An 18,476-nucleotide genomic window follows, 5' to 3' on the forward strand; every position below is an offset into this window, starting at 1 on the left:
CTAGAGCGGTATCTGTGAGCGTGCCGGTCGGGCAAGTCCGAAATCACATGATTTGAGGAAGATCCAGATTCATGCGATGCAAGGCCAAAATATTGTCATACCAATGTCAGGGTAGATCGGACGGTGCGAAGGATATCAGCCCTGCGGCGGAAGAAAACCTCGCTATCTCGGAGTTCGAGATTGCGGTCGGAGCCAAGCTCGGCTGTGACATCAATATCGTCAATGATGCGGGCCGGGCGGGACGAAAAGACGATGATGCGGTCGGCGAGGAAGATTGCTTCTTCCACGTCATGCGTCACGAACAAAACGGTCTTCATCTCCTCGCTCTGAATACGGCGTAGCTCAATCTGCAACTGCTCGCGCCGCTGCGCGTCCAGCGCCCCGAAAGGCTCGTCCATCAGCAATACGTCGGACCCGGCTGCGAGCGTGCGCGCGATGGCGACACGTTGACGCATGCCCCCCGAGATACGACTGGGATAGGCATCGCCGAAGTCTGAAAGCCCCACAAGGTCCAGGTAGTGTCGCGCGCGGCTTGCCTTGGCTTTGGGCGACAGATCGCGCCGATAGCGCATGCCAAAGGCGATGTTCTGCAGCACGGTAAGCCAGGGGAAGGAGGAGTAGGATTGAAAAACCATCCCGCGCCGCTCGTCTGGTGGTCCGACGGGCGAGCCCTCCAGCCGAATGGTGCCGGTGGTCGCCTCATCCAGCCCGCCGACCATCCGCATCAGCGTGGTCTTGCCGCAGCCGGAGGGGCCAAGAAAGACCACGAATTGTCCGCGCGGGACCACGAGATTAAACGGCGCTTCCACCACGGTCAGCCCGCCAAACCGTTTGGTGACCTGATCGAAAACCAGATAATCCTGGAGACGCTCGTTCATCGGCTGGTACCCTGATCGCGGAACAGCCAGGTGTGACCTGCCCGCATGGCCTGATCGGTGACGAGGCCGATAATGCCGATGACAAAAACCCCTGCCATCACCTCATCCGTTTTCATATAGCGACGCGCCGTCCAGATGACATAGCCGAGGCCGTTATCGGCCGCGACGATCTCCGCCAGGATAAGATAGGTCCAGCACCAGCCAAGCGTGATCCTGAGGTTATTGATAAGGCCGGGCAGCATCGACCGCCAGATGATATCGCGCAGAATTTCGTACGGCCGGGCGCCGAGTGTGCGCGCAACCTCGACATATTCATTGGGCACGCGATTGGCGTCATCCACCACCAGAAGCACAAGCTGGAAGAATGTGCCGAGCCAGAGCAGGAAGATCTTTGTCTCTTCACCGACACCGAACCAGATGATGCTGATCGGTATCAGGGCCGGGATCGGCAGATAGCGGATAAAATCGATGATCGGTTCCAGCGCCGCGCTGATCGGGCGATAACTGCTCATCAGCATGCCGATGGGAATGGCCATGACGGCGGAGAGCAGGAAGGCAGCCATGATGCGGCCGAGTGAGATCAGCGCATTGCCGATGATCTCCCCCCGCGCGGTCATGTCATACAGCGTGCCGAGAATATCGAGCGGCGAGGGCAGAAAGATCGGATCCAGCAGACCGACCCAGGACGCGATCTGCCAGACCAACAGGATGAAGAAGCTGCTGCCGAGCGCGACCGCGACCCTCTTTCGTCGGGAAAGAGAGCCGCGGAAGGCGAAGGCGCTGTGCAGCGCGCCGCTCACTTCAGGTCGGCGGCAGTGATGCTCGCAAGCGGCGCGGGATCGAAGGATTGCGCGGCGGCGAGCTGGTGGTCAGAGGCACCATTGGCGAGATTGAGCTTCATCAGCGTATCGAAGACGCCATAGATCGGGCCCGGCTTGTCGGCCGTTCCGAAATAGGTCTGGGCCGTCGCCAGGGACGTATAGGTCAGGCTGCCGTCGACGCTCGCCTTGAAGTCCTTGGCGCTGAGGTCAAAATGCGGGGCGGCCAGACGGATGAAGTCGGTCGGGTTGGTATTGTAATAGGCGACCGCCTTGTAGACGCCGATCAGGAATTTTTTGAAGGTTGCCGGATCGGCCTTCAACTTCGATTGGTTGACAATGATGGCATCGATAATGGTGCCGGGGTAGCTGGCACTTGAAATAAGGATATGGGCGCCGCGTCCGGCATCGATCTTAACGGCCTGATCCATGAAGGGCTGAAAGGTTCCGATGGCGGCGATGCTCTTGTCGGAAAAGACGGACAGCGCGTCCGAACCGGCAACCTGTTTGATATGCACGTCCTTGTAGCTCAGGCCCGCCTTGCTCAGCTCAAGCTGCATGAGCAGATAGGCCGGGATATCGGTTTCCATGGCGATGGTCTTGCCTTTGAGGTCACTGACCGACTTGATCGATCCGTCAGCCACAACCCCGTCGCCGCCATCGGATTCATCGATCGTGCCGATCATGACACCCGGCGTCGTCGGCGTCCGCGGGCGGCGCTGGTAATCATCGACCGTTCGCATATCAACGTCGATATCGCCACGCTCAATACCGGCCAGCGCATCCGATTGCTCGTCATCGACCTTCACGCTGACCTTGAGGCCGAGGGCCTTGAAATAGCCGAGATCGCTTGCGACGAAGACGGGTGCGAAGCCCGACCAGTTGTTGCAGATAACACTGACCGGGGTTTCGGCCGCCTTGGCCGAAGCGGATGCGATCAAGGGGATCGCAATGGTCAGCGCGCTGGTCGCGAGTAAGCCGAGAAGACTTGTCCTAGCCATGATCTCTGGTCCTTTCGCAGGAGTATTTTACAAACCGGGTGAACTGGGATCGGCATCGCCGACCCAGCGATTCATGCCGACAGGATGATCGAGCATCTGCCGATACATCGCGCGGTAATGCGGCATCCATTCTGAGGCTTCTCGCAGCAGAGTCTCTCGCTTCGGTGCAAGCGCCTGCATGATGTCCCTTGCTTCCCGACGCAGCGCTGCCTCGTCGACGCGGGTCAAGCGACCATCCTCAAAGACGATTTCACCCGCTACGAAGGTACGGATGACGGCGCGACCGGGCTCGCAATAGACGAGTTGGCGCGCAAGATCGTTGAGAGGCGTGAAGGGAAGACTGTCGAGATCGAGCATCGCGAGATCGGCCTGGTAGCCAGGCGCGATGCGGCCAAGCCGATCCGCCTGCCGTGCCGCCTGCGCGCCGCCCTGGAACAGGCAATGCAGGATTTCGGCCGCGACCGGCCAGGCGTCCGGATCAGGATCGCCGATGTTATGGACGAGACCGGCAAGCTTCACGACGGACCAGAGATTGACGGCATCATCCGCGATCATCTCATCCGAGCCGAGGGCGATGGGCACGCCGGCGCGGGCCAGGCGTCGGAACGGCATAATGCCGCTGCCGAGGCGCAAATTGCTGATCGGATTATGCACCACCTGCGCGCCGCTTCGCGCCAGCCGCGCAATGTCATCATCATCGATCCAGACTGCGTGAATGACATTCATACGCTCGGTCAGAAGGCCGAGCTCGTCGACATATCGGATCAGGGAGCGGCCGTTGAGGCAGGTCTGCCCAAAGACCCGCTGCAGCCTCGTCTCCAGCATATGGATATAGAAGGGCAGGTCGTGCTTGGCGCTGAGCGCGTCCAAAGCGCGCAGATAATCCTCGGTCACGCGCTGCGGCGCCGAGCACGAAACCGCGGCGCGCAATCGGCCACCCGCGGTATTGTGCCAGCGGCCCAGCATATCGTCATATTGAGCAAGAAGATCACTGGCGTTCATCGGCGCGGCCTCTTCCAACCTCGCGCGCAGGGCCGGTGGTACGAGGTCGCGCAGGAAAGGCAGTTTCTCCGCTTCAGGCCTGTTGGGCTGGTCCAGCGCCACCGTGGCGCGGATGCCGATGTCGCGATAGGCGCTGAACACGGCATCCACTTCGTCCCGTGTCGGCACTGGCAAAAAGAAAGCGTCGTCCTGCACCATCGTAATGCCGAGCTTGAGCATTTCGGCGGCGGCGAGTTGCGTGCGGATATAAGCGGCGCGGGGTGGTATGGCGGCGTCCGGCCCGCCCGGGACCTCGTAGAGCATGAAAAGCTCAAGCGGCAGACTGTCGAGCGCGCCCTTCAGAAAATTGGCTGGCGAATGGAAATGCGCGTTGATAAGGCCAGGGACGATCAATTGTCCTTCAGACGGAATGACTCTGTCGCTCGGCAGCCGCTCCGCTTCGAGCGACGGGCCGACCGCGCGAATGCTGTCGCCTTCGATAATGACATCGCCGCGCAGCAGTGCTGGTTGCACCGGATCCTGGGTAAGGATCAATGCGCCGCGCAGGAAAATGCGAGTTTCGTGGGAGGAAGGGGCGTACTGATAGCCTTCACCCGACCCACGATAGTTGCCGCTCATAGCTGACACCATCGACTGGACGGGCACGCCAACCCGAAGTCTCCCGAACCTGGAAGAGCGCTCCGGCACGGAAGCTAATCCGCGTGCAGGTTCTTTGGCAAGCCTCTATTTTATGCAGCTCGGCAGTAATTTTTTTGCCCCGCTCGCCTATGAAGCTTGCTGATTAAAAATTAGCCAGCCTCTAGACACGTCGCGTATCGAAAAGCTGACTGACAGGGCTTGGGTTCGTTAAAGTCCAGGTCCGAATGGCGTCGCTTCAGCGAGTCCAGTTCCGGACTGTAAGCCAAGGGCGTCCTTGATCTGGGGCGCCTCGAGGCGTGCCATCAGGACGCTCGGCTGTACGGGGTCATCATCTGCGGCAGGCGATCGCCGAACGTCATCTGCGCGCAGTCCGAATTGAGGCACCGCCATCTTGCCATTCTGACCCGCAGCGTCACGGCCGCCCCTTGGGCTGGCAGGTCCCGCAAGTTACGGACACACCCACCATGGCGATGGCTGGAGCGTGCGTCGCACGCCAGGCAATGCGCTGTCTTTTTCCATGGATATTAATGCGCCGCCATTGTCAGGGGGGCGAACCGCTGACCAAGCCTTGAGGCTTATAATCACACACATTGAGCCAGACCCAATTCACTACATTGCGACAATCGCGATGGCCAATAAAAATGACTCGTCTACCATAGGCAATTGCGCCATGACCATTATCCTAGCGCAGGTGGTGATTTCCAAATAACCTGCAATACAGGCCCCGCGGCGCGGTGCGCCTCAAATCAGTCCGAACCGTTCCTTCAAGGCAAGGAGCTTTTGCTTACTGACGGGAATCGGTGGTCCGAAAGACTCCGGCAGCGCCACAAGAAATCCATCGTCCCGACGCAGGATCTCGATGACGAAGTCGAGATTGACGATATGGCTGCGATGGACCCGGAGAAATCGCGCGGGATCGAGCCGGCTTTCCAGAACCGACAAGGATAGGTTCGAGAGGTAGCGATCCCCGGTCGCGACGATGGTCGTGTAATGGCCGTCCCCCTCCAGACGGCCGATATCCCGGACATCGATGAGCATGATCCGATTATGCCGATAGACGGGAATACGCGAAAGCAATCGAACCGATTCTGCCCCTGCCGGCAGTACCCCCGGACCGTCCGGGCGCGGTGCAGTGGTAAGGTCCGTCAGATCGTAGAAGATCATGCATGTGCCGGCTTTGCCGTTTGCTGTCGCCATCTGTGAGACTTTGATCATCAACATGCGGTCGGGGATATTGATCATCATGGCCAGCGGTGGCGGGGACTTCCCGCCATGGGCCGGCACCTCAGCATGACCGAGCAGGAAGGCAATCTTCTCCCGGCTTTTGGGTGGATGCAGCGACAGCACATCGACGCCGAACATGGCATCCAGAGCGATGCCGAGGGACGGTTCAGCCGCCGGGCGCAAGACCTGGACCGCCACATCATTCATGGCGGTGACGCGGTGATCCGCGTCCAGCCAGACGATACCCGGGTTGAACTGCTCCAGCTTGTGTTGGAACGTCGACTCCGCAGGCGCTCGCGCTACGGTGCCATCTGGCTCCGCTGCCGGGATATCAGCTTGGGCAACGTTGGCCGGCGGTGTCTGCGGCCCATTCTTCATGCCGTCATCTCCCCCCGGTGGCGCCATGACTGCGAAACGTCTGACGCGCCGGAACGCTTGCCTTAACGGCCTTTTTTACGCGCATCCGCGACTTCAGGGCCGCACCCTATGAAGGTTTGGTGGGCACCGCAAGGGCCGGCGCATCTCACGGGCGCCAGGCAGGCTTTCAGGCTGCCAATCAGGCGGTTCAGGCAAAAATGGTTGATATCATCCCGCGCCTTCTTCGAAGGTTACGTCAAAGCCCGTCACTGGATCCCATTGTAACAACAGTGGAATTCTTTCAATCCTGTCCAAGCGCGGCCAGGCTTGCAATGGAGGATCAATGATCCCGCGCCCGTTCGCCTATCACGCGCCCGATTCCATTGGCGCAGCAATTGCGCTGCTCAGCGACTTTGGTGATCAGGCCAAGCTCCTGGCTGGCGGTCACAGCCTGCTCCCCATGATGAAGCTACGCTTCGCGGCGCCTGAGCACCTGATCGATCTTCGCCGTATCAAGGGGATCCGCGGCATTGACATGCAGGGAGACGAGATAAGCATCGGCGCCATGACAACCGAGCGGGAGATTCTGGCTTCACCCCTCCTGGCGATGCATCTCCCACTATTGGTCGAGACCGCGCGGCAGATTGCCGATCCCCAGGTGCGTTACAAGGGCACGATCGGGGGAGATATCGCGCATGGCGATCCCGGGAACGATCATCCGGCTGTCATGCTGGCACTTGACGCGCGTTTCGTGCTGGTCGGGCCCCATGGTGAGCGTGTGGTGCCTGCGGCGGACTTCTTTCTCGGAACCTATGTCACGGCGATAGAGCCGGATGAGGTGATGACGCAGGTCCGCATCTCCAAGCCGGCCGTCGGCAGTGGCGCCTGCTACGCGAAGCTCAAGCGGAAGACAGGGGATTTCGCAACAGCAGCGGCAGCTGTCGTGCTGCGGATGGACAGAGGCATCTGCGCCGATATCGCGATTGCGCTGACGAATGTGGCACCCACTGCCATGCGGGCGGAGGCGGCGGAAAACGCCTTGCGCGGGCGACCGGTGGAGGACGCGGCCATCGCCGAAGCGGGCGACCTCGCCATGGCAGCCTGCGAACCCGCAGCCGATTTGCGTGGAGATGAAGCATACAAGCGCGCGATGGCAGGACAGATGGTGCGCCGTGCGCTCCGCACCGCTTTGTCGCGCTGCACCGGCTGAGGGAGAGACGCCTATGGCCAAAAAAACCGTGGTCAGCTTCCGGCTGAACCAAGCCGATGTCGACGTTCTGGTGGAACCGCGTGAATTGCTGATCCATACGCTGCGCGACAAGCTGGACCATACGGGACCACATATCGGTTGCGAGACCAGCCATTGTGGGGCCTGCACCGTCGATCTTGACGGGATGTCGGTCAAATCCTGTACGGTATTGACCGTGCAATGTGCGGATCTCGATGTTCTGACGATCGAAGGTTTCGCCAAGGGCGGCCAGCTGCATGCGCTGCAGGAGGGCTTCATGCAGGAGCATGGGCTGCAATGCGGCTTCTGTACGCCGGGAATGATTACCCGTGCCTATCGGCTTTTACAGGAAATTCCCGATCCGACGGAGGAGGATATCCGCTATTGGATGTCAGGAAATCTCTGCCGCTGCACCGGCTACCAGAATATCGTGAAAGCCATCCAATATGCCGCCGCCAAGCTGCGCGGCGAGGTGGTTGAGACATCGCATCCCATGATGGCGGAGGTAACGGTCTGATGAACGAGATTGCTCGTGATCCGGCGGCAGACCTGGGTCGTCTGGAAAGACTGGAAGGCATCGGTTGCGCCCGCAAACGGCGGGAGGATCCGCGCTTTATCCAGGGTCGTGGCACCTATGTGGATGATATCCATCTGCCCGGCATGCTGTTCGGCATCATGATCCGCAGCCCCTACGCCCATGCGCGCATCAAATCGATCGATACGTCGCGGGCCAAGGCCCATCCCGGCGTGCATGCGGTGCTCACGGCCGAGGATCTGAAACCCTTCAAGCTGCATTGGATGCCGACCCTGGCAGGCGACGTGCAGGCAGTGCTGGCCGACGGCAAGGTCTCCTTCCAGAACCAGGAAGTTGCCTTCGTCGTCGCGGAGGACCGATATATTGCCGCCGACGCCGCTGAAATGGTGGAGGTGGAATACGAGGAATTGCCGGTCGTCGTTGACCCCTTCAAGGCCATGTTGCCGGATGCCCCGGTCATCCGCGATGATCTGGCCGGGAAGGACGTCGGTGCGCATGGCGCACGACGCCATCACAATCACATCTTCAATTGGCAGATCGGCGACCGTGACCGCACGGACCGCGCCTTCGACGCGGCCGCCGTCACCGTGTCCCAGGATATGCTTTATCCGCGTGTGCATCCCTGTCCGCTTGAGACATGCGGTTGCGTCGCCAGTTATGATGCGGTGCGCGGGGATTTGACGGTCTGGATCACCTCCCAGGCGCCGCATGTCGTGCGCACCGTCGTCGGGCTGCTGTCCTCCATTCCGGAATCGAAAATCCGTATCATCTCGCCGGATATCGGCGGCGGCTTCGGCAATAAGGTCGGCGTCTATCCCGGCTATGTCACGGCGATCGCGGCTTCCATCGTGCTCGGGCGGCCGGTCAAATGGATCGAATCGCGCAACGAGAATCTCACCACCACGGCTTTCGCGCGTGATTATTGGATGACGGGCGAATTGGCGGCCGATACGGACGGCCGCATCAAGGCGCTGCGTGTGAAGGTATTGGCCGATCACGGCGCCTTCGATGCTTGCGCCGATCCCACTAAATGGCCGGCGGGCATGTTCCATGTCTGCACCGGCTCCTATGACATCGCCAATGCGCATGTCTCGGTCGATGGCGTCTATACCAACAAATTTCCGGGAGGCGTTTCCTATCGCTGTTCCTTCCGTGTCACGGAGGCAGTCTATCTGATCGAACGCATGATCGATGTCCTGGCGCAAAAGCTTGGCATCGATAAAGCGGAGATCAGGCTGCGGAACTTCATTCCCAAGGACAAGTTCCCTTATCACTCGGCGCTGGGCCTGGACTATGATTCGGGTGACTATACACCTGCCTTGCAGAAGGTCATGAAGGCGGTCGACTATGATGCGCTGCGGGCCGAGCAGGCAGCGAAGCGCGCTGACCCTGATTGTCCGACTTTGATGGGTATCGGTATCACCACCTTCACCGAGATTGTGGGCGCAGGCCCGTCCAAAAGCTGCGATATCCTCGGCATCGGCATGTTCGACAGTTGTGAGATCCGCGTGCATCCCGATGGATCGGCCATCGCGCGCATGGGGACGATCAGCCAGGGCCAGGGCCATCAGACCACCTATGCCCAGATCATCGCGACGGAGGCCGGCATCCCGGCGTCGGTGATCCAAGTCGAGGAAGGGGATACATCAACCGCGCCCTATGGTCTTGGCACCTACGGGTCACGCTCCACGCCGGTGGCCGGGGCGGCGGTTGCCCGCGCGTCCCACAAGATCCGTGAGAAGGCCCGCAAGATCGCTGCCCATCTTCTGGAAGTCTCGCCCGACGACATGGAATTCGACCTTGATCAGTTTCGGGTCAAGGGTGACCCGGCACGCGCCAAAAGCATGAAAGAGATCGCCTGGGCAGCCTATAACAACGTGCCGGAAGGCATGGAAATGGGTCTGGAGGCTGTGGATTACTACGATCCGCCGAATTTCACCTTTCCGTTCGGCGCTTATCTGGCGGTCGTCGATGTCCTGAAGGCAACCGGTGAGATCAAGGTGCGTCGCTTCTATGCGCTGGATGATTGCGGCACGCGGATCAACCCTATGATCATCGAGGGCCAGATCCACGGCGGCTTGACCGAGGGCTTCGCCGTCGCCTTCGGGCAGGAACTGCCTTACGACGAGCAGGGCAATGTGCTGGGCGGCACCTTGATGGATTACTTCCTGCCGACCGCTGTCGAGACCCCGCATTGGGAGACGGATTTTACCGTGACGCCGTCTCCTCATCATCCGATTGGCGCCAAAGGTGTTGCGGAGTCGCCGCATGTCGGCTCCATCCCCTGTTTCAGCAATGCCGTGATCGATGCTTTCGCGCATTTGGGCGTGACGCATACCGGCATGCCGCATAACGCCTATCGCACCTGGCAACAATTGCTTGCCCTGAATATCGCCGGCTGAGCCAAGGAAAGCGCCATGAAGATCACAATCGACAAAAGCCTTGACCTGGCGCTGAGCCCGGACCTGGCCTGGGCCATGCTGAACGATATCGAAGGTGTGACGGCGTGCCTGCCCGGCGCCAAGATCACCGAGACGATTGACGAGACGCATTTTAAGGGCACGGTCTCGGTCAAACTCGGGCCCGCAACCGTCAGCTTTAAGGGCAATATCGAAATTGCCGAGCGTGACGCCAAGGCGCGCAGTCTGCATATCATCGGCACCGGCTCCGATATGGGTGGCACCTCTGGCGCCTCGCTTGATCTGCACGCGGTGGTGGAGGCGACGGATGGCGGTTCGCGTCTCAGCGGCAAGTCGGACGTGACCGTGACCGGCAAGGTGGCGACCTTCGGTGCGCGATTGATGAACAGCGTGTCCGATGTGCTGTTGCAGAAGTTCTTCGCCAATCTGGCAATGCGGGCCGAGGCCTTGCAGGCGGCGCAGCCCCTGGTCGCCACCGCTGCGACGGAGAATGTCATGTCTCTGCCGGCGGCACCCGCCGCGCCCGCCGCCGAGACGAACCTCAACGCCCTGGCTTTGGCCTGGGCGGTGATCAAGGATTTCCTCGCCAATCTGTTCCGCCGCACGAAGGCGACATGACGGGCAAGGCTCCCGCAATGGGTGAAGGGCGAATGGCCGCCATCCAGGCGATGCAGCAAAGCCTGGAGGCTGCCGGTTATATTTGCGAGCGCGACCTGGCAGCGACCTTGCTATTGATGAGCGAGCTTCAACGCCCCTTGCTGGTGGAAGGCGCGCCCGGTGTCGGCAAGACCGAAATTGCCAAGGTCCTGGCGCGGACAAGAAAAACCAGCTTGATTCGTCTGCAATGTTTCGAAGGGCTGGACGTGCACCACGCCCTTTATGAATGGAACTACCAGCGCCAGTTGCTCGCGATCCGCATGGCCGAGGCTGCGGGGTCAAGCGCTTTGGATGAGGAAGCCTTGTTCTCGGGCAGCTATCTGCTCAAGCGCCCATTGCTGGAAGCCCTGCTGCACGCAACGCCCGCTGTCTTGCTGATCGATGAAGTTGACCGCGCCGATGAAGCTTTCGAGGCTTTTCTGTTGGAAGTGCTGTCCGACTATCAGGTCAGCATTCCTGAAATGGGCACCATTAGCGCCGTCAGTATCCCGCTGGTTGTTCTGACATCGAATGCGTCCCGTGAATTGTCGGACGCGTTGCGCCGGCGGTGTCTGTACCACTACCTCGATAGCCCGAGCTTCGCGAAGGAATTGGCGATCCTGCAGCTGCGCCTGCCGCAGATCGAGGATCGGCTGGGGCGGCAGATTGTGGAATTCGCCCAGGCTCTGCGGCAACTCGGCCTGAAGAAACAGCCCGGCCTGGCCGAAACGCTGGATTGGGCGGCGGCCCTTCTCGGGCTCGGCGTTTCCAGCCTGGATGAGGCCGGGTCCGACCGCATCAGGAACACGCTCTCCACCCTGCTGAAGACGCAGGAGGATGTGCGGGCGATGGAGCCGGTGGTGCTGGACCGGCTGCTGGCCTTGGCGGGATAGCGCCGAATGGCCGCATTCGCCACGACGCCCGGCGCCGCCGCTACCGCCCGTATTGCGGGTTTTGTTGCGACCTTGCGCAGCAATGGCTTCGTTATCGGTCAGCGGGAGACGGAGGATGCGCTGAGCCTGGCCGGTTCCGTGGGCATTATGGAAAGGCAGCCGCTGCGATGGGGATGGCGCAGCCTGCTCTGCACGCGCGCCGCGGATTGGGTGCGGTTCGATGATCTGTTCGACAGCTATTGGCTGCCGCCCAATAAGCAGGGCCTGGGCGAAACCCGGGCCGGTGGCGCCGGCCTCGTGACGATGGCCGAGGACGCATGGAACGGGGCAGGGCGCGCCGGCCCCGTGCTGCAACGGGATGAGGTCGAGGATGATACTGGCCTGCCGGGGGACACCGCTGCCCAGGACGGCGCCAGTGCGACGGCGACGATCGAAACCGCGGATTTCCGCTCGCTGTCGGATCGGCTGCAGACCTATGCCATTGAGGCGGCCATTCGGGATTTCGCGCGACGCCTCAAACGGCTGCGCATCCGGCGGGAGCAAAGCCGTCGGCGCGGCGCGCGGATTGATCTGCGGCAGACCTTGCGGCTGAGTGTCGGCACGGGGGGTTCTCCCCACACGCTGCGCTTTCGGGCGCCGCGTCGGGTGCGCCCGCGCCTGGTTCTCCTGCTTGACGTCAGCCGGTCCATGTCCCTGACCAGCTTCTTCTATCTGCGGGTGGCGCGTTCGCTGGCACTCGAATTGGGCGATGTGCATGTCTTTCTCTACCATACGCAGCTAACCCATGTGTCCGAGGCGCTCAGGGATTCCGACCCCTGGCGCGCGCAGGAGCGGTTGCAGCTTCTCTCCGCCGGCTGGGCGGGCGGCACGCGCATAGGCGAATGCCTCGGCAGCTTCAATCGCCTCCATGCCGGTCGCCTGGTTCATGCCCGCACGGCCGTGATCGTCGCGAGCGACGGTTATGACACGGGCCCTGCCGGAATCCTGGGGGCGGAGATGGCGGCGCTTTCCCGCCGCGCACATCGGATCATCTGGTTCAATCCGGCAAAGGCCGATCCGCGCTACGCGCCTGTCGCCCGTGGGATGCGCGAGGCCATGCCCTTTATCGATCTGTTGACGGCCGGCAATTCGCTCACCGCCTTGGAAGCTGCACTCTCGCAAGTGGTGGCAAGCCTATGACCCAGGCCGCATATGTCTCGGCGGTCATTCTCGCGGGCGGCCTTTCCTCGCGCATGGGGGGTGCCCATAAGCTGCTGCTCGATATCGGCGGGGAATCGATGCTGCGCCGCGTGGTGCGCGCTGTGCTTGCGGTGGGGCCGGCCGAGGTGGTGGTCGTTACCGGCCATCGGGCGCCAGAGATCCGGGCGGCGCTGGACGATCTGGCCGTCCGCTTCGCCCACAACCCCGTCTTCGCGGAAGGCCAGCCGGGCTCCGTCGTGACGGGCGTGCGCGCCTTAAGCGCTATCTGCCAAGCGGTCATGATCGTGCTGGGGGATCAGCCGATGCTGACGCCGGACAGCTTGCGCCATGTGATCGCGGCCTATGCTGCCATGCCCGCCGGGCGTTCGATCCTGGTGCCGACATGGAAGGGGCAGCGCGGCAACCCGGTGCTGTTCGCGTCCCACCATATTCCGGCGATCCGGGCAGGCGATCTCAAGCTCGGCTGCCGCCGCCTGATTGAATCCTATCCGGATGAGGTCGCCCTGGTCGCGATGGCGGATGACGCCTTCGTGCGCGATTGCGACACGCCGGCAGACTACCAGGCCGTGCGGCGGCAGCTTGGGTTTGAACCGGTGGAGGTTTGAGGATGGGTGCTGTACCTGATCTGACCGAACTCATGGCCGCCATGAAACGGCAGGCCCAGCCATTTGCGCTGGCAACCGTCGTGCGGACGGCCTCGGCCACTGCCGCCAAGGCCGGGGCCAAGGCGGTGATCCTGGCGGATGGCACTGTCACTGCGGGCTGGATCGGCGGCGGCTGCGCACGCGGCGCCGTCTTGCGTGCGGCGCGCGCGGCTTTGGCAGATGGCCAGCCGCGGCTGATTTCGGTCCAGCCGGAAGATCAGTTGCAAGCGCATCATGTGGTCGCCGGCGAAATACGCGACGGTGTTGAATTCGCCCGCAACGCCTGCGCGAGCCAAGGTGTGATGGATATCTTCGTCGAGCCGGTTCTGCCACTGCCGCGCCTGCGCGTTCACGGGGCATCGCCCGTCGCGCTCGTGCTTCTCCGCCTTGCGCCCGAGTTCGGCTTTGCAGTGACGGCGGAAGGGCCAGCCGAGGCGCTCGGTCAGTCCGAACCGACGAGTGCGCAAGACTATGTCGTGGTCGCAACCCAAGGCCGTGGTGATATCGACGCGCTGAAAGCGGCGCTGGCGGCTGACGCCACTTACACGGCCTTCGTCGGATCGACGCGCAAGGTCGCGACGCTCAAGGCGGCGATGCTGGCCGAGGGTTATACCGCTGCGCAATTGGCCCGGCTGCACGGGCCCGCCGGCATGGCGATCGGTGCCGTGACAGCGGAGGAGATTGCCTTGTCGATCCTGGCGGAAATGGTGCGGGAGAGACGTGGGCGACCGTCGGCCGCCAAGGCTGATAACGCATGAGTGACGTCGAGACGATGTATCATCAGGTGATCATCGACCGCGCGCGGCATCCGCGCCATCAACGGCGGCTGGAGCTTTTTGATGCTGAAGTGCAGGAGGTCAATCCCTTCTGTGGTGATCGCGTCATCCTGCGGTTGCAATGTGACGCGTCCAGACGTGTCGCTGTCATCGGCTACGAGGCGCGGGCTTGCGCGATCTGCGTCGCCTCCGCTGACCTCATGGCCGAGATGGCACTGGGCATGGCGGCGGACGAGGCCGATACGCTTGCGGATGAACTGGGGGCCGCGATCGCGGCCAATTCCTCTGCTGTATGGCGGGGACGTCTCGCGACGCTCGCATTGTTCGCACCATTGCATGACAGCACCTCCCGCATCGGCTGCGCCACATTGCCGTGGCGGGGCCTCGCCCGCGCGCTGAAACTGGGAGCCAAGGCAGATGTCCAATGAAACGGTTTTTATGACGCGGCTGGGCGATAGCGAGGACGTGTTGGACCAGGTTCATGCCTGGCGCCAGGCGGGCGAGAGCGTGGCCCTGGCTACCGTCGTCGGCACCTGGGGCAGCTCGCCCCGGCCGGTCGGCAGCCAGATGGCGATCACCGCTTCCGGTCGTGTCACCGGGTCGGTGAGCGGCGGTTGTGTCGAAAGCGCTGTCATGGCCGCCGCCATGGTCACGCTATCCGAAAGCCGGCCGCAGCTGCTCGATTATGGTGTTTCGACCGAACGGGCCTGGGAGGTCGGCCTCGCCTGCGGCGGTCAGTTGCAGGTCTTTGTCGAAGAGGTGGAATGACACCGGAGATTCGCGCGGCGCTCACCCGCGCCCGCGCTGAAAAGCAGGCGGTGGTCTTGGCCACCGATCTGGCGACAGGCCAGCAAATACTCTGGCCGGGGTCTGAGGTGCCGGGAGCTTTGGCGGAGGTCGCGGGTCAAGCGCTGGCCGCCGACAGGAGCATGACCGTCGAGCTGGATGGCGCGCGATGGTTTCTGCATGTCCATCAGCTACCCCTCCGGCTTTTCCTTGTCGGTGCCGTTCATATTGCGCAGGGCCTGGTGCCCTTCGCCGATTCGCTGGGCTTTCAGATGATCGTGATCGACCCGCGCCCTGTGCTCGCGACCGTCGAACGTTTCCCTGGCATCACGCTGATGCCGGATTGGCCGGACGAGGCGCTTGATCGGGCATCGCTCGATACCCGAAGCGCCGTGGTGGCGCTGACGCATGATCCGAAACTTGATGACCCGGCGCTGGACCGCGCGCTGCGCTCGGACGCCTTCTATATTGGCGCGCTGGGGTCTCGTCGGTCCCACGCCACGCGTCTGGAGCGGCTCACCCAACTCGGCCATGGGACAGACAGCCTCCGTCGCATCAAGGGTCCGGTTGGGCTGCCGATTGCCGCTGTCACTGCGTCTGAAATTGCGCTGTCAATCGCCGCTGAGATTGTCGCCGTGCGGCGCGGCAGCGGCCTGACCTGGGCAGGTCGCTGACAAATTCGCGGCAAGCCATAGGTCAAGTGCGTCAACGGCTCCGCCTCGAAGGAGGCCTCATGGCTCCACTCTACTTGAGAATGAGAGCCTCCGGAAAACCCGGCCGGTTCAGCCCGACATCCAGGCGACGAATGACAAAAGCCTGGCGCATTGCCGCCAAGGCGAGGTTGCGGTGCAGCCGGTCACTGACGGTCCAGCCAATAATGCGCCGGGAGAACAAATCCATCACGACCGCCAGATAGAGCCATGCGCGCTATGACTCAGTTAAATCCTGAGCCAATCCCGGAGTTGCGGCCAGTTCCGACGGTCACCGGCTAGTTCTGCTCGGCGCCCGAAATGTGGTTGCGACTCTGGACAATGGCAGGCGGTCAAAGTAGCCAGAGGCTTCCAGCAAAGGTTTAGGACTACCATGCCGCTGCGACGCCGTGGAGACTCCACGAATCTTCCCCGCTATCTCCAGGTGAAAGCGGCGCTTCTCGAAAAGCGATCGTCGATGTCCGCCTTTGCGACCTTCCCGTCGGAGCGTGACCTCTGCGAGGAGCTGAATGTAAGCCGGACGACCATTCGCCGTGCGCTCGCGGAGCTGGAGAAGGACGGCGCGGTGCGCCGTCTGGTGGGGAAGGGAACATTCACGGACGAGACCAAATATACCGATCATGCCATGCAGTCCTTTATCGGTTTCGATGAGGATGCCCGAACGCAACACCGGTTGATTACAAACAAAATTTTGTCTCAGACCGTCATTCTTTGCCCGCCTGAGGCGGCGCAGCGGCTTGGCTTGCGCACCGGAGACCGTCTGTTTCTGTTAGAGCGCCTCCGCTTCATAGATGGTCTGCCGATGTGCCTGGTCACGGCGATGTTGCCGCTTGATCTTTGCCCGGGCCTCCTGGACCAGGATTTTGCGAACAGTTCCCTCTACGATTTTCTGCGCCAGCATGACATCGTCACCACCCTGGCCAAGCGATCGATTGAGGTTAAGCCCGCCTCCATGGAAGAGGCCGCCCATCTCGAAATCTCGGATGGCGCACCTGTCTTTCTCTTTGAAAGCATCGGCTTTACCAGGGGCAACAAGCCGCTCGACTATGTCCGGTCGCGCTACCCTGCCTACAAAGCCCGGTTTGAGACCGAAGTGCGCGGTGCCGCCAATGATGAGATTTAAGCGGTCCCTCTCCAGCCAAGCCGCGCAATTTTATTGACAGACCCGGCCGGGACAAGACATTTATAATACCATAGGTACAGGATTTTAGTACCAGAAAGCGATCGCTCGGATAGCCTAACCTGTCGCCTGGCGGGGCCTCTTCTAAAGGTCGTGGATCGGCGACAGTCTTGTCTGGACTGGGACGGCAAACGAACAGTTTGTCCTCGGCGTAGAATTTTTCGAGCGCATATTCTGGTTCTTGCGGTTTTGCAGTCAGAATCACAGAATATGCCGACAATTTGCCTTCATGTGAACTTCCCAGTTTGGCCAGGCCGCAAGGTTTCCTGAACCAGCTGACGTTTGTTAAGGCTGAGCCTCCGATAATTCAACCTTGGCACAGAATAGCTCATTGACAATGCGATAGCCTGAGCGCAAAAAGATACCAGTGGTATCTCTTAAAAAGATACCAAAATGAGAAACGGACTGCGTTTCACGGCTATGAGGATGTCATGAAGAACTTTGATGAAGATCGGTTTCTGCGCATTCAAACCGGGGCTGTTCGTCTGGCTAGGCCGATCGATGAGGCCATTGCCGCCGCAATCGCGGCTGGCGCGGATAGCTTGTTTTTTCTCGGCACCGGCGGGGCCGGAATTCTTATGGAACCCGCAACTCTGCTGATGGCAGAAAAGTCGCTGTTGTCGACTTTCAACATTAAGCCGGCAGAACTTGTGCTGACCGGCCACAAGCATCTGTCGTCCAAGTCCATCGTCGTGGTGCCGTCGCTTTCCGGCACGACGAAGGAAAGCGTTGCGGCCCTCAAGTTTTGCAAAAACCTGGGTGCAACGACAATCAGTCTGGTCGGTCATGCCGACTCCCCTCTCGGGCAAGGGGCGGATTTCAACTTCGTCAATTTTGCCGAGGATGACACATCCTGCGAATCATTCTATCTACAGTCCATCTTCATCGCCCTTAGCGTGATGAAAGCCAGAGGGGAAGCGCCGGACTATCAGCGCATTGTCAACGAGTTGGCAATGCTGCCTGCCCTGATGCTCGATGTGAAACGGGCCATTGAGCCGCAAGCCGATCATCATGCAAAAGCGATTGCCGCTTCGGGTTTCCATATCATCTCCGGCAGCGGATCCACCTGGCCCGAGGCATTTTATTACGGCATGTGTATTTTGGAGGAGATGCAATGGATCAAGACCCGTCCGGTCCATGCGTCCGACTTCTTTCACGGGACTTTGGAACTCGTTGAGCAGGGTGTGAGTGTCATGCTCTTCAAGGGCGAAGACGGGACGCGGTCGCTGGTCGACCGCGCAGAGACCTTCGCACGAGACTATACAGATGCCGTGGCCGTTTTTGACACAAGGGATTGCGCGCTGCCTGGCATATCCGATGACGTCAGGGCTCTGATATCACCCATCCTGCTCGCCACGATGTTCGAAAGAATCAGCGCTCATCTTGAGGTTCTGCGAAACCATCCGCTGACAACGCGGCGTTACTATAAAAAGGTCGCCTACTGAGGGTCAGACCAAAGTCTTAGCTTGGCCATTGGCAAGGCGGTTCAATATTCGCCGCACTAATAATTCAAAAGGAGATAAGCTATGGATGCGACGCGTGCTAGACT

Annotated in this window: 18 protein-coding genes and 1 pseudogene; 13 read left to right on the forward strand and 6 right to left on the reverse strand. The window is 61.1% G+C overall.

Annotated features, from left to right (window positions below; all coding sequences use genetic code 11):
• Positions 1–95: 95 nt before the first annotated feature.
• The 5 genes from ACELLULO517_RS22970 to ACELLULO517_RS22995 all read right to left on the reverse strand — a co-directional run bounded on the left by ACELLULO517_RS22970 (position 96) and on the right by ACELLULO517_RS22995 (position 5,940).
• The gene (locus ACELLULO517_RS22970; protein ID WP_227309777.1) at positions 96–878 is read right to left on the reverse strand and encodes an ABC transporter ATP-binding protein; all 783 of its coding nucleotides are present in this window, start codon (positions 876–878) and stop codon (positions 96–98) included.
• Positions 875–1,678, reverse strand: coding sequence for an ABC transporter permease (locus tag ACELLULO517_RS22975; protein WP_227309778.1), 804 nt, complete (start codon positions 1,676–1,678; stop codon positions 875–877). The genes ACELLULO517_RS22970 and ACELLULO517_RS22975 overlap by 4 nt, the downstream gene beginning before the upstream one ends.
• The gene (locus tag ACELLULO517_RS22980) at positions 1,675–2,697 is read right to left on the reverse strand and encodes an ABC transporter substrate-binding protein (protein WP_227309779.1); all 1,023 of its coding nucleotides are present in this window, start codon (positions 2,695–2,697) and stop codon (positions 1,675–1,677) included. The genes ACELLULO517_RS22975 and ACELLULO517_RS22980 overlap by 4 nt, the downstream gene beginning before the upstream one ends.
• A 27-nt stretch (positions 2,698–2,724) precedes the next feature.
• On the reverse strand, positions 2,725–4,317 hold the full coding sequence (locus tag ACELLULO517_RS22985; protein ID WP_227309780.1) for an amidohydrolase family protein: 1,593 nt from the start codon (positions 4,315–4,317) through the stop codon (positions 2,725–2,727).
• Positions 4,318–5,079: 762 nt separating this feature from the next.
• Positions 5,080–5,940 carry a LytTR family DNA-binding domain-containing protein gene (locus ACELLULO517_RS22995; protein ID WP_227309781.1) on the reverse strand — a complete coding sequence of 287 codons (861 nt, stop codon included), beginning with the start codon at positions 5,938–5,940 and terminating at the stop codon, positions 5,080–5,082.
• Positions 5,941–6,262: 322 nt separating this feature from the next.
• Here ACELLULO517_RS22995 and ACELLULO517_RS23000 point away from each other — a divergent pair, with 322 nt between their 5' ends.
• From ACELLULO517_RS23000 to ACELLULO517_RS23050, 11 genes are read left to right on the forward strand one after another with little or no spacing between them, the layout of a single operon-like run.
• Positions 6,263–7,129 carry an FAD binding domain-containing protein gene (locus ACELLULO517_RS23000; RefSeq protein ID WP_227309782.1) on the forward strand — a complete coding sequence of 289 codons (867 nt, stop codon included), beginning with the start codon at positions 6,263–6,265 and terminating at the stop codon, positions 7,127–7,129.
• Positions 7,130–7,142: 13 nt separating this feature from the next.
• Positions 7,143–7,664: a (2Fe-2S)-binding protein gene (locus tag ACELLULO517_RS23005; protein WP_227309783.1), complete on the forward strand. Its 522-nt coding sequence runs from the start codon at positions 7,143–7,145 to the stop codon at positions 7,662–7,664.
• A complete protein-coding gene (locus tag ACELLULO517_RS23010; protein ID WP_227309784.1) occupies positions 7,664–10,084 on the forward strand; it encodes an aerobic carbon-monoxide dehydrogenase large subunit in 2,421 nt (806 codons plus the stop codon). The genes ACELLULO517_RS23005 and ACELLULO517_RS23010 overlap by 1 nt, the downstream gene beginning before the upstream one ends.
• Before the next feature lie 15 nt (positions 10,085–10,099).
• Positions 10,100–10,720 carry a CoxG family protein gene (locus ACELLULO517_RS23015; RefSeq protein WP_227309785.1) on the forward strand — a complete coding sequence of 207 codons (621 nt, stop codon included), beginning with the start codon at positions 10,100–10,102 and terminating at the stop codon, positions 10,718–10,720.
• A gap of 17 nt (positions 10,721–10,737) precedes the next feature.
• Entirely contained in the window at positions 10,738–11,631 is an 894-nt protein-coding gene (locus ACELLULO517_RS23020; RefSeq protein ID WP_227309786.1) for an AAA family ATPase, read from the forward strand.
• Positions 11,632–11,637: 6 nt separating this feature from the next.
• Complete coding sequence (locus ACELLULO517_RS23025; RefSeq protein WP_227309787.1) at positions 11,638–12,810, forward strand: vWA domain-containing protein; 1,173 nt, start codon at positions 11,638–11,640, stop codon at positions 12,808–12,810.
• Positions 12,807–13,436 (forward strand): nucleotidyltransferase family protein, encoded by a 630-nt coding sequence (locus tag ACELLULO517_RS23030; RefSeq protein WP_227309788.1) that lies wholly within the window; start codon positions 12,807–12,809, stop codon positions 13,434–13,436. Before ACELLULO517_RS23025 ends, ACELLULO517_RS23030 begins: the two co-directional genes overlap by 4 nt.
• A 2-nt stretch (positions 13,437–13,438) precedes the next feature.
• Positions 13,439–14,233 carry an XdhC family protein gene (locus ACELLULO517_RS23035; protein ID WP_227309789.1) on the forward strand — a complete coding sequence of 265 codons (795 nt, stop codon included), beginning with the start codon at positions 13,439–13,441 and terminating at the stop codon, positions 14,231–14,233.
• Positions 14,230–14,679: a Fe-S cluster assembly sulfur transfer protein SufU gene (gene sufU / locus ACELLULO517_RS23040; protein ID WP_227309790.1), complete on the forward strand. Its 450-nt coding sequence runs from the start codon at positions 14,230–14,232 to the stop codon at positions 14,677–14,679. The genes ACELLULO517_RS23035 and sufU overlap by 4 nt, the downstream gene beginning before the upstream one ends.
• A complete protein-coding gene (locus ACELLULO517_RS23045) occupies positions 14,669–15,019 on the forward strand; it encodes an XdhC family protein (protein WP_227309791.1) in 351 nt (116 codons plus the stop codon). The genes sufU and ACELLULO517_RS23045 overlap by 11 nt, the downstream gene beginning before the upstream one ends.
• Positions 15,016–15,711 carry an XdhC family protein gene (locus tag ACELLULO517_RS23050; protein WP_227309792.1) on the forward strand — a complete coding sequence of 232 codons (696 nt, stop codon included), beginning with the start codon at positions 15,016–15,018 and terminating at the stop codon, positions 15,709–15,711. The genes ACELLULO517_RS23045 and ACELLULO517_RS23050 overlap by 4 nt, the downstream gene beginning before the upstream one ends.
• A gap of 109 nt (positions 15,712–15,820) precedes the next feature.
• Here the strand turns inward: ACELLULO517_RS23050 and ACELLULO517_RS23055 are convergent.
• Positions 15,821–15,958 (reverse strand): annotated as a pseudogene (locus ACELLULO517_RS23055) (DDE-type integrase/transposase/recombinase); the annotation flags it as partial.
• Positions 15,959–16,120: 162 nt separating this feature from the next.
• Here ACELLULO517_RS23055 and ACELLULO517_RS23060 point away from each other — a divergent pair.
• Both ACELLULO517_RS23060 and ACELLULO517_RS23065 read left to right on the forward strand, forming a co-directional pair.
• A complete protein-coding gene (locus ACELLULO517_RS23060) occupies positions 16,121–16,870 on the forward strand; it encodes a GntR family transcriptional regulator (protein WP_227309794.1) in 750 nt (249 codons plus the stop codon).
• A gap of 488 nt (positions 16,871–17,358) precedes the next feature.
• Positions 17,359–18,372 (forward strand): SIS domain-containing protein, encoded by a 1,014-nt coding sequence (locus ACELLULO517_RS23065; protein WP_227309795.1) that lies wholly within the window; start codon positions 17,359–17,361, stop codon positions 18,370–18,372.
• Positions 18,373–18,476: the final 104 nt, after the last annotated feature.

Source organism: Acidisoma cellulosilyticum (genome assembly GCF_020621385.1).
GTDB lineage: Bacteria > Pseudomonadota > Alphaproteobacteria > Acetobacterales > Acetobacteraceae > Acidisoma > Acidisoma cellulosilyticum.